The organism is Kitasatospora aureofaciens, assembly GCF_001188955.3.
Lineage (GTDB): Bacteria > Actinomycetota > Actinomycetes > Streptomycetales > Streptomycetaceae > Kitasatospora > Kitasatospora aureofaciens.
Window position 1 is genome coordinate 46,300 of sequence record NZ_JPRF03000046.1, and the last position, 10,390, is coordinate 56,689.

The 10,390-nt window shown below is 72.3% G+C and carries 10 protein-coding genes; 8 read left to right on the forward strand and 2 right to left on the reverse strand.

Annotation, left to right across the window (positions count from 1 at the left end):
- Positions 1-101 precede the first annotated feature (101 nt).
- The 5 genes from HS99_RS28625 (at position 102) to HS99_RS28645 (ending at position 5,256) form a co-directional block, all read left to right on the forward strand.
- The gene (locus tag HS99_RS28625; protein ID WP_030286579.1) at positions 102-1,502 is read left to right on the forward strand and encodes a cystathionine beta-synthase; all 1,401 of its coding nucleotides are present in this window, start codon (positions 102-104) and stop codon (positions 1,500-1,502) included.
- Positions 1,503-2,045: 543 nt separating this feature from the next.
- Positions 2,046-2,378 (forward strand): hypothetical protein, encoded by a 333-nt coding sequence (locus HS99_RS28630; RefSeq protein ID WP_030286581.1) that lies wholly within the window; start codon positions 2,046-2,048, stop codon positions 2,376-2,378.
- A 189-nt stretch (positions 2,379-2,567) separates the two neighbouring features.
- Entirely contained in the window at positions 2,568-3,848 is a 1,281-nt protein-coding gene (locus tag HS99_RS28635) for a L,D-transpeptidase (RefSeq protein ID WP_046385487.1), read from the forward strand.
- A 139-nt stretch (positions 3,849-3,987) separates the two neighbouring features.
- Positions 3,988-4,539 (forward strand): SigE family RNA polymerase sigma factor, encoded by a 552-nt coding sequence (locus HS99_RS28640; RefSeq protein ID WP_043387839.1) that lies wholly within the window; start codon positions 3,988-3,990, stop codon positions 4,537-4,539.
- 81 nt (positions 4,540-4,620) lie between these two features.
- On the forward strand, positions 4,621-5,256 hold the full coding sequence (locus tag HS99_RS28645) for a hypothetical protein (RefSeq protein WP_063737956.1): 636 nt from the start codon (positions 4,621-4,623) through the stop codon (positions 5,254-5,256).
- An 85-nt stretch (positions 5,257-5,341) separates the two neighbouring features.
- Here HS99_RS28645 and msrA read toward each other — a convergent pair whose 3' ends face one another.
- Entirely contained in the window at positions 5,342-6,007 is a 666-nt protein-coding gene (gene msrA / locus HS99_RS28650) for a peptide-methionine (S)-S-oxide reductase MsrA (RefSeq protein ID WP_030554275.1), read from the reverse strand.
- 117 nt (positions 6,008-6,124) lie between these two features.
- Here msrA and HS99_RS28655 point away from each other — a divergent pair, with 117 nt between their 5' ends.
- Positions 6,125-7,279 (forward strand): cystathionine gamma-synthase, encoded by a 1,155-nt coding sequence (locus HS99_RS28655; RefSeq protein WP_030554277.1) that lies wholly within the window; start codon positions 6,125-6,127, stop codon positions 7,277-7,279.
- Between the two features lie 11 nt (positions 7,280-7,290).
- Here the strand turns inward: HS99_RS28655 and HS99_RS28660 are convergent, their stop codons facing one another.
- Positions 7,291-7,770 (reverse strand): MarR family winged helix-turn-helix transcriptional regulator, encoded by a 480-nt coding sequence (locus tag HS99_RS28660; protein WP_033347623.1) that lies wholly within the window; start codon positions 7,768-7,770, stop codon positions 7,291-7,293.
- Between the two features lie 184 nt (positions 7,771-7,954).
- On the opposite strand from HS99_RS28660, the gene ilvA reads away from it, so the two are divergent.
- Complete coding sequence (gene ilvA, locus HS99_RS28665) at positions 7,955-9,166, forward strand: threonine ammonia-lyase (RefSeq protein ID WP_030554279.1); 1,212 nt, start codon at positions 7,955-7,957, stop codon at positions 9,164-9,166.
- 181 nt (positions 9,167-9,347) lie between these two features.
- A partial coding sequence (locus HS99_RS28670) for an ATP-binding cassette domain-containing protein (RefSeq protein WP_079151542.1) occupies positions 9,348-10,390 on the forward strand: 1,043 nt, incomplete at its 3' end.

The following is a 10,390-nucleotide window of genomic DNA, read 5'->3' on the forward strand; positions in this document are numbered from 1 at the left end:
ATTGGGGGCGGTGTGCCGGAGGGGAGCGCCGGGGTGCCACCCACGCCCTAGGCTTTGCAGTACCGAATGCACTCGCATGCCCATAGACCGGGAGGACCCCCGTGCGGTACCACAACTCGATCATCGACCTGGTCGGCAACACGCCGCTGGTCAAGCTGAACAAGGTCACCGAGGGCATCAGCGCGACTGTGCTGGCGAAGGTCGAGTACTTCAACCCCGGCGGCTCGGTGAAGGACCGCATCGCGATGCGCATGATCGAGGCCGCCGAGGCCTCGGGCGCCCTCAAGCCGGGCGGCACGATCGTGGAGCCGACCTCCGGCAACACCGGTGTCGGTCTGGCGATCGTGGCCCAGCAGAAGGGCTACAAGTGCATCTTCGTCTGTCCCGACAAGGTGTCCACCGACAAGATCAACACCCTGCGCGCCTACGGCGCCGAGGTGGTCGTCTGCCCGACCGCCGTCGCCCCGGAGCACCCCGACTCCTACTACAACGTCTCGGACCGCCTGGTCCGCGAGACCCCGAACGCCTGGAAGCCGGACCAGTACTCCAACCCGGACAACCCGGCCTCGCACTACCACTCCACCGGTCCGGAGCTGTGGGAGCAGACCGACGGGAGGATCACCCACTTCGTGGCGGGCGTCGGCACCGGCGGCACCATCTCCGGCACCGGCAACTACCTGAAGGAGGTCTCCGGCGGCAAGGTCAAGGTCGTCGGCGCCGACCCGGAGGGCTCGGTCTACTCGGGCGGCACCGGCCGTCCGTACCTGGTCGAGGGCGTCGGTGAGGACTTCTGGCCGACCGCCTACGACCGCAACGTCGCGGACGAGATCGTCGCGGTCTCCGACAAGGACTCGTTCCAGATGACCCGCCGCCTGGCCAAGGAGGAGGGCCTGCTGGTCGGCGGCTCCTGCGGCATGGCCGTGGTGGCCGCGCTGGAGGTGGCCCGCAAGCTCGGGCCGGACGACGTCGTCGTGGTGCTGCTGCCGGACGGCGGCCGCGGCTACCTGTCCAAGATCTTCAACGACGACTGGATGGCCGACTACGGCTTCCTGCCCTCCTCCACCGACGAGGCCCACATCGGCGAGGTGCTGGCCCGCAAGGAGTCCGTGGCGCAGGGCGGCGTCCCGCAGTTCGTCCACATGCACCCGAACGAGACGGTCGCCGAGGCGGTCCGGGTGCTGCGCGAGTACGGCGTCTCGCAGATGCCGGTGGTCTCCCCGGGCGCCGGCCACCCGGACATCATGGCCGGCGAGGTGATCGGCTCGGTGGTGGAGAAGCTGCTGCTCGAGGGCATCTTCGCCAAGGAGATCGAGCTGACCGACACCCTGGACAAGGTGATGTCCAAGCCGCTGCCGGTGGTCGGCTCGGGCGAGACCGTCACCAACCTGATGACCGTGCTGGAGAAGGCCGACGCGGCGGTCGTGCTGGTCGAGGGCAAGCCCCAGGGCATCGTCACCCGCCAGGACCTGCTGAGCTTCCTGACCACCCGCGGCGCGCACTGACGCCGGATCACGGCGGGCGGGCACTGAGGCCCGTTCCCGGGCCCGGTGCGCGCTGAGGCCCGCTCACCCCGCGCGGCCCGTGGGCGGATCGGAAGGATTCGTCCACGGGCGAAGTGGTACACCGGCGTCACCTGCCCGCAGCACGTGGTTAACAAGGCTCCGGCATCGTGGTGGTCAACGGCGAGACGCCGAGCGAGGCGGCAGCGGCCGACTGGGAGCGGCTCCCCGGCGGGCGCGGTCGGCTCCGGACACGTCGGACGGTCCTGACCCGGCCGCCGTGTCCGCCCTCCCCGACCGGTACCGGAGGGAGGGGCCCTCCGCGGGAGGCGCCGTCGTCCCGCCCCTGTCCGGCTCCGGCCGGTCGACAGGGTGCGGCGACTCCCGCGGCGATCACCGCGCCGCACGGCGCGGCTCCGCGGCTCCCGGGTGGGGGAGCCGAGGCGGAGGAACGGTGGGGCCGGTCCTGTTCCGAGGACCGGCCCTCCCGTGCGTCCGGCCTCCGTGTGCGCGCCGGGGAGCCTCCGTTCCCGTACGCTCGCACGCATGACCAGCACTGAAACGACCGACGCCCCGCGCTACGTCAAGCTCAAGATCGAGCTCATCGCGGAGATCACCGACGAGGGCGCCCTCAAGGCGGCGGCCCTGCAGCAGGTCGCCGGGGACGAGTACCTGGACGACGAGGAGCGGGCCCAGTCCGTCGAGGCCATCGAGGTGGACCCGTCGGGTTCGCTCGCCCACTTCATCGACCCCGTCGCGCTGCTCGGCGACGTCCCGGGCGTCGAGCTCGCCTCGGCGACCTGGGAGTCGGCGCAGACCGAGTTCGACCCCGAGAGCGAGGAGTGGGACGAGTACACGGTGGAGGAGTCCGCCGAGTAACGGCCGTACGTGCCGTGAACGCCCGTGAACGCCCGGTCCGCTTTCCGCGGACCGGGCGTTTTGTCCATGTTAGGCGGGAAGTTGGGTCATCTCATACGATCGCTTACCCTTCGGGGATGGAACCGTGAGCAGCCGGATTGCGTTTCTGTATCCGTAATTGCCCGGGACGAATCAGCAGGGAGACGTGACGTGACGGCACGGGACGGTCAGGGGCGGGTGGCCGGGGGCGGCTGGAGCCGGCGCGGAGTGCTCGCGGGCCTGATCGGTGCGCCGGTCCTGCTGCTCGCGGCCTGCAACGACAACAGCGGCGGCAGCGGCGGCGGCAACGGCGGTTCCGGCGGTGGCGGTGCCAACGGCGGCGCCGGGGGCTCGGGCGGTGGCAGCGCCCCGAAGACCTCGGCCGCCGTGATCACCGTCAGCCCGGCGGACGGCACCACCGGCGCCAGCTTCAGCGAGCCGGTCAAGGTCACCGTCAGCAACGGCACCCTGAGCGCCGTCAAGGTCACCGACTCCACCGGCAAGGAGCTGGCCGGCCAGCTCTCCTCCGACAACACCAGCTGGACCTCCGCGGCGGCCCCGGCCAGCGGCACCAAGTACTCCGTCACCGCCAGCGGCGTCGACAAGGACAAGCTGGAGGCGGACGCCAACGCCACCTTCACCACGGCGACCCCGGCCAACACCTTCGTGGGGTACTTCACCCCCGAGGACGGCTCGGTGGTCGGCGTCGGCATGCCGGTCTCGATCAACTTCAGCAAGCCGATCACCGACAAGAAGGCCGTCCAGTCGGCGATCTCCGTGATAGCGGAGCCGGGTGTCGAGATCGTCGGCCACTGGTTCTCCAGCACCCGCCTCGACTTCCGGCCCCAGGAGTACTGGGCCAAGGGCACCAAGGTCACCCTGAAGCTGCGGCTCAAGGACGTCGAGGGCGCCAAGGGCGTCTACGGCACCCAGTCCAAGGACGTGAGCTTCACCATCGGCCGCGCCCAGACCAGCGTCGCCGACCTCGGCACCAAGAAGCTCACCGTCACCACGGACGGCCAGGTCAGCGCCGTCTACAAGATCTCCGGCGGCGCCCCCGAGCACACCACCTGGGGCGGCAAGATGGTCATCTCCGAGCAGTTCACCCAGACCCGGATGAACTCGCAGACCGTCAACCTGGGCAGCGAGTACGACATCGCCGACGTGCCGCACGCCCAGCGCCTGACCACCTCCGGCACCTTCATCCACGGCAACTACTGGTCCTCGCCGTCGATCTTCGGCGGGCAGAACACCAGCCACGGCTGCGTCGGCCTGCAGGACGCCAAGGGCGCCTCGGACAGCAGCACGGACGGCTACAAGTTCTACAAGTCCTCGATGATCGGCGACGTGGTCGAGGTCGTGAACTCCGGGGACAAGACCGTCGCCCCGGACAACGGCCTGAACGGCTGGAACCTGAGCTGGGCCGACTGGAAGGCCGGCAGCGCCGTCTGATCGGGTCCGGGCCGGCGGGAGCCGGTCCGCATCCCCGGCACCCCCGCACAGCCGCATTCCTGCATTCCCGCACCCCCGTATCCGAAGAAAAGCTCCGGGCGGACCGAACCTCGCGGTCCGCCCGAGGAGTCAGGTGGGTGTGAAACGCGAGCAGAGACAGCGGCAGGATGCCGAGTTCAGCGCTTTCGTCGCCGGGAGCGGCCGCCAACTGCTGCGGCTGGCCGAGCTGTTGACCGGAGATCCGGAGCGGGCCAAGGACATCGTGCAGTCGGCGCTGGAACGCGCCTACCTGCACTGGCACCGGATCACCGGCGACGACCCCATCGCGTACGTCCGCCGGATCGTGGTGAACCAGCACCGCGACTGGTGGCGCCGGCTGCGCAACCGCGAACTGCCCACCGACCACGCCCCCGACCGGCCGCTGGCCGAGGACCTGGCCGAACGGCAGGCCGAACGGGCGCTGCTGCACCAGGCGCTGGGCACCCTCACCCGCCGGGAGCGGACGGTCGTCGTGCTGCGGTACTACGGGGACCTCACCGAGGCCGCCGTCGCGGCCGAACTGGGAATCGCCCGGGGCACCGTGAAGAGCACGCTCAACCGGGCGATGTCGAAGCTGCGCGCACACCCCGAACTCGCCGACCGCACGGGCGGCCCGGCGGGTGCCACGACGCACATCGAGGTGACGGTATGAGCTTCGAGGACCGACTCGGAGAGCTGTTCAGGAACGAGGACCCGCACGCGGCCGGGCCGGAGCCGGCGGCGGTCATCGCCGGTGCCCGGCGGCGGCGCGCCCGGGAACGCCGCGGCGGAGCTGGAGGCGGCGTCGGCCCCCTCCACGGGGGCGGCCGGGTCGACGGGGGCGGCCGCACCGACCCCGACCGGCTCACCGACCCCGAGTTCGACCCGGACCGCGCTGCCGCTCTCGCCGGTGCGGCAGGTCGCCCCCGGGGAGAAGATCCTGGTCACCGACGACACCCGGATCTGGTTCACCGCGAACCAGCGCTGCGACGAGTCCCGCGAGTCCGACGGCAGCTGGCACACCTCCTTCGGCTGCCGGGACGTGCGCAGCGACAACCTGGAGCACGACAAGCCCAGCGTCTACGCGCAGACCAGCGGCAACCGGGACCGCTCCGTCGTGGCCAGCTTCTACCTGGGACCGACCCCCTCCCGGATCGTCGCGTTCTTCGACGGCAAGCCGACCGTCGCCACCATCGTCACCACCGCCGGGATGAAGGGCTGGACCGGCTACTACGTGGTCCTGCCGCCGATGCCGACGGGCGACCCGTCCGCGCACCGGCGGCCGGCCGGCCCCGCGATCGGGGTGTACGACGCCGAGGGCAAACTGCTGGCGGAGAACCCCGGCACCGCCTCCGACGGCTCCGACGAGCGGGCGCCGCAGCGGCTGTGACCGGGCGCGGCCGACCCGTTCCGGCTCCGGTCGCGCCCGGTCGGCTCCGCCCGCTCCCGGGCCGGGCGGCGAGGGGCGGCGGCGGTCAGCCCTGGGTGCGGGCCACGCCGATCGGGCAGGAGGCGCCCGTCCCGCCCAGACCGCAGTAACCGTTGGGGTTCTTGGCGTCCGACAGGTACTGCTGGTGGTACGGCTCGGCCGGGTAGAACGGGCCGGCCGGCGCGATCTCGGTGGTGATCGGGCCGTAACCGAGCGCGGTCAGGGCGGGCTGGAAGGCGTCCCTGGTGGCGCCCGCGGCGGCGGCCTGGGCGGGGGAGTGGGTGTAGAGCGCGGATCGGTACTGGGTGCCCACGTCGTTGCCCTGGCGGTTGCCCTGGGTCGGGTCGTGGGCCTCCCAGAAGGTCTTCAGCAGCCGCTCGTAGGAGATCACCGCCGGGTCGAACACCACCCGGACCGCCTCGGTGTGCCCGGTCAGCCCGCTGCACACCTCCTCGTACGTGGGATTGGGCGTGTGGCCGCCCTGGTAACCGACCAGCGTCGTCCAGACGCCGGGCAGCAGCCAGAACGTGCGCTCCGCGCCCCAGAAGCAGCCCAGCCCGAAGTCGGCCACCTCCAGACCCTCCGGATACGGGCCGGTGAGCGGGTGTCCGAGCACGGTGTGCGGCTCGGTCAGGGCGAAACCCGGGGCCTGGCGGCCGGGCAGTGCCTGGTCGGCGGGGACGAGCGAGGTCTTGTGGCGGTTGAACAGCACGGCCTGCTCCAGCGGGGGTAGGGAGGGTTGCCCAGGGTTCAACGCACCGGACGGCCTGCGGATTCCGTCCGCCGATTCCGGCGAGCGCTCGGCCGTACGGCCGTTAGGCTCGGAGCCATGACCGAGCACCAGCTTCCCCACGGCTTCGAGACCCTCGCCATCCACGCGGGTCAGGAAGCAGACCCCCAGACCGGGGCCGTCGTCACACCCATCTACCAGGTGTCCACCTACAAGCAGGACGGGGTGGGCGGCCTGCGGGGCGGCTACGAGTACAGCCGCAGCGCCAACCCGACCCGCACCGCGCTGGAGGAGTGCCTCGCGGCGCTGGAGGGCGGCGCCCGCGGCCTCGCCTTCGCCTCCGGCCTGGCGGCCGAGGACACCCTGCTGCGCACCATCCTCAAGCCGGGCGACCACATCGTGATCCCCAACGACGCCTACGGCGGCACCTTCCGGCTGTTCGCCAAGGTGCTGACCCGCTGGGGCGTCGAGTTCTCCGTCGCGAACACCCAGGCGCTGGGTGACGTCCGCGCCGCGCTGCGCCCCAACACCCGCGCGGTGTGGGTCGAGACCCCCTCCAACCCGCTGCTGGGCATCACCGACCTGGCCGGGCTCGCCGAGGTCGCGCACGGCGCCGGCGCCCTGCTGGTGGTCGACAACACCTTCGCCAGCCCGTACCTGCAGCAGCCGATCTCGCTCGGCGCGGACGCCGTCGTGCACTCCACCACCAAGTACATGGGCGGCCACTCGGACGTGGTCGGCGGTGCGCTGGTGCTGGCCGACGCGGGCCTCGGCGAGGAGGTCGCGTACCACCAGAACGCGATGGGCGCCGTCTCCGGGCCGTTCGACGCCTGGCTGGTGCTGCGCGGCATCAAGACCCTGGGCGTCCGGATGGACCGGCACAGCTCCAACGCGGAGAAGGTCGCCGAGCTGCTGAGCAGCCACCCCAAGGTCAGCCAGGTGCTCTACCCGGGCCTGCCCGAGCACCCCGGCCACGACATCGCCGCCAAGCAGATGAAGGCCTTCGGCGGCATGGTCTCGTTCCGGGTCGCCGGCGGCGAGGAGGCGGCCGTCGAGGTCTGCAACCGTGCGCAGCTGTTCACCCTGGGCGAGTCGCTGGGCGGCGTGGAGTCGCTGATCGAGCACCCGGGCCGGATGACCCACGCCTCGGCGGCCGGTTCGCCGCTGGAGGTGCCGGCCGACCTGGTGCGCGTCTCGGTGGGCATCGAGTCCGTCGACGACCTGCTGGCCGACCTCAAGCAGGCGCTCGGCTAAGGGCGTTGGCCCTACTGCCCCTGCTGGTCCGCCGTGTAGGACTCCATCGCGAGGTTGAAGCGGGCCAGCAGGGCGCAGAACGCCCGCTGCTCCTCGGGCGGCCAGCCGGCCACCAGGCGGCGGGTCAACTCGGCCCGCCCGTCCCGGACTTCGGCCAGCCGACCGGTGCCGCAGGAGGTCAGCGCGAGCCGTACCGCGCGGCGGTCGGCCGGGTCCTGCACCCGGCCGACCAGCCCGGCCGCGACCAGCGGGGCGACCTGGCGGGTCACCGTGGAGGAGTCCACCCCCAGCGCCTCGGCCAGCGCCTTGACGTTCGCCGGGCCGTGCCGCTCCAGGCGGTCGAGCAGCAGATAGGCGGCCCGGTCCAGCGTGCCGACGCCGCCGGAGGTCCGGACCTGTTCCATCCGGCGGGCGAACACCGCCAGCTGGTACTGGAGTTGGGTGTGCACGGGCTCGGTTCGGTCGGTGGCCTGGGGCGAGGGCGTCGTCATCGCGGCTCACGATCGTCATGCGGTGAGAGAAGCTCAGAACCAGCAGCGTACGCGGGCGGAGCGGGCCCGGGAACAGGCCCGACGTCCCCGATGTGGGGTGCGGGGCGCCCGGGGGCGCCCCGTGCGGGCCAGGCCGGGCGTGCTGATCCGGCCTGCCCCACGCGGGGCGCCCTAGGCTGGGATCATGCACAACTGGCCGATCACCCTCGACGACGTCCGCGGCGCCCAGAAGATGCTCGCCGGGGTCGCCCGGGTCACCCCGATGGAGGGCAGCCGGCACCTGTCCGGACTGATCGGCGCGCCGGTCCACCTCAAGTGCGAGAACCTCCAGCGCACCGGCTCCTTCAAGCTGCGCGGGGCGTACGTGCGGATCGCGGGACTCTCGCCGGTGCAGCGGGCCGGCGGGGTGGTGGCGGCGAGCGCCGGGAACCACGCCCAGGGGGTGGCGCTGGCGGCCTCGCTGCTGGGGGTGCGCTCGACCGTGTTCATGCCGGTCGCGGCGCCGCTGCCCAAGGTCGCGGCCACCCGCGAGTACGGCGCCGAGGTGCGGCTGCACGGCACCACCGTGGACGAGGCGCTACAGGCCGCGCAGCGGTACTCGGAGGCGACCGGGGCGGTGTTCATCCACCCCTTCGACCACTGGGACGTGGTCACCGGCCAGGCGACCGTCGGCCTGGAGATCCTGGAGCAGTGCCCCGAGGTGCGCACGATCCTGGTCGGGGTGGGCGGTGGCGGGCTGCTGGCCGGGATCGCGGCGGCGGTCAAGCCGTTGCGACCGGACGTCCGGGTGGTCGGGGTGCAGGCGGCGGCCGCGGCCGCGTACCCGCCCTCGCTGGCGGCCGGGCGGCCGGTGACGCTGGAGCACTTCGCCACCATGGCCGACGGGATCATGGTCGGGCGCCCGGGGGACATCCCGTTCGAGGTGGTCAACACCCTGGCGGACGGCATCCGCACGGTCTCCGAGGACGCCCTGGCGCGGGCCCTGCTGCTGGGCCTGGAGCGGCTGAAGCTGGTGGTCGAGCCGGCCGGGGCGGCCCCGATCGCGGCGCTGCTCGAGCAGCCGGACTCCTTCGAGGGCCCGGTGGTGGCGGTGCTCTCCGGGGGCAACATCGACCCGCAGCTGATGCAGCGGGTGCTGCGGCACGGGCTGGCGGCGGCCGGGCGCTACCTGTCGCTGCGGGTGCGGCTGGCGGACAAGCCGGGTTCGCTGGCGGACCTCCTGGGGGTGCTGACCAGGGTGGACGCCAACGTGCTGGACGTCGCGCACGTGCGGACCGACCCGCGGCTGGGGCTGACCGAGGTCGAGGTGGACCTGCACCTGGAGACCAAGGGGCCGGAGCACTGCGCGCTGGTGGTGGGCGAGTTGCGGGACGCGGGGTACGTGGTCGCGGGCTGAGCGGCCGTCCCCTCTCCCGATCCGTTCCCCTTAATCCCCTTGACGCGATGTATCGCGAGTTGCCACACTCGCGATACATCGCGTTCTGTTTCGGTTATCGGGAACCGAGTCGCCCGCGCGCCCGAACGGGGGGCGGAGTGGGACAGATCGCCCATACTCGACCGAGGAGATGAGGCAGGCCATGGCGCCAGCCATCCAAGCCGAGAACCTGGTCAAGACCTTCGGCGACGTACGAGCCCTGGACGGCGTCAGCCTCGACGTCCCCGAGGGCACGGTGCTCGGGCTGCTCGGCCCGAACGGGGCCGGCAAGACCACCACCGTGCGCGTCCTCACCACCCTGCTCCGCCCGGACTCCGGCCGCGCGGTGGTGGCCGGGGTCGACGTCCTCGAACACCCGGACCGGGTGCGCAGCCTGATCGGGCTGTCCGGTCAGTACGCGGCGGTCGACGAGTACCTCACCGGCTTCGAGAACCTCACCATGGTCGGCGAGCTGTACCAGATGCGCACCCGCGACGCGAAGGCCCGCGCGCTGGAGCTGCTGGAGTGGTTCAACCTCACCGAGGCCAAGGACCGCACCGCCAAGACGTACTCCGGGGGCATGCGCCGGCGCCTCGACCTCGCCGCCGCGCTGGTCGTCCGGCCGCCGGTGATGTTCCTGGACGAGCCGACCACCGGCCTCGACCCGCGCAACCGGCTCGCGCTCTGGGAGGTCATCGAGACCCTGGTCGAGCAGGGCACCACGCTGCTGCTGACCACCCAGTACCTGGAGGAGGCCGACCGGCTCGCCCACGACATCGCGGTGGTCGACCACGGCCGGGTGATCGCCCGCGGCACGGCCGACCGGCTCAAGGCGCAGATCGGCGGCGAGCGGATCGAGGTCGTGGTGCACGACCCGGGCCTGGTCGCGGACGCGGTCGCGGCGCTGTCCCGGTACGCGCTGGGCGAGCCGGCCGTGGAGAAGAACACCCGGAAGATCACCGTGCCGGTCAGCGGCGGCGCCCGGGTGCTTGCCGACGCGATCCGCGAACTGGACGGCCGGGGCATCGAGATCGACGACATAGGCCTGCGCCGCCCGACCCTGGACGACGTCTTCCTCACCCTCACCGGCCACGTCGCCGAGGCGGTCGAGGAGGACGGCGGCGCCGCCGGCTCGGAGGGCCGCGGCCGGGGCGGCCGGGGCCGTGGGAACAGCGGCGGCGGCGCGGGCGGCGCCGCGCAGCAGGA

What these genes read in the sequence shown, in the direction of transcription:
- HS99_RS28630 (WP_030286581.1), top strand. Translation starts at nt 2,046, where the DNA reads ATGACCAGCACTGAAACGACCGACGCCCCGCGCTACGTCAAGCTCAAG.
- HS99_RS28655 (WP_030554277.1), top strand. Translation starts at nt 6,125, where the DNA reads ATGACCGAGCACCAGCTTCCCCACGGCTTCGAGACCCTCGCCATCCAC.
- HS99_RS28660 (WP_033347623.1), bottom strand. Translation starts at nt 7,770, where the DNA reads ATGACGACGCCCTCGCCCCAGGCCACCGACCGAACCGAGCCCGTGCAC.
- ilvA (WP_030554279.1), top strand. Translation starts at nt 7,955, where the DNA reads ATGCACAACTGGCCGATCACCCTCGACGACGTCCGCGGCGCCCAGAAG.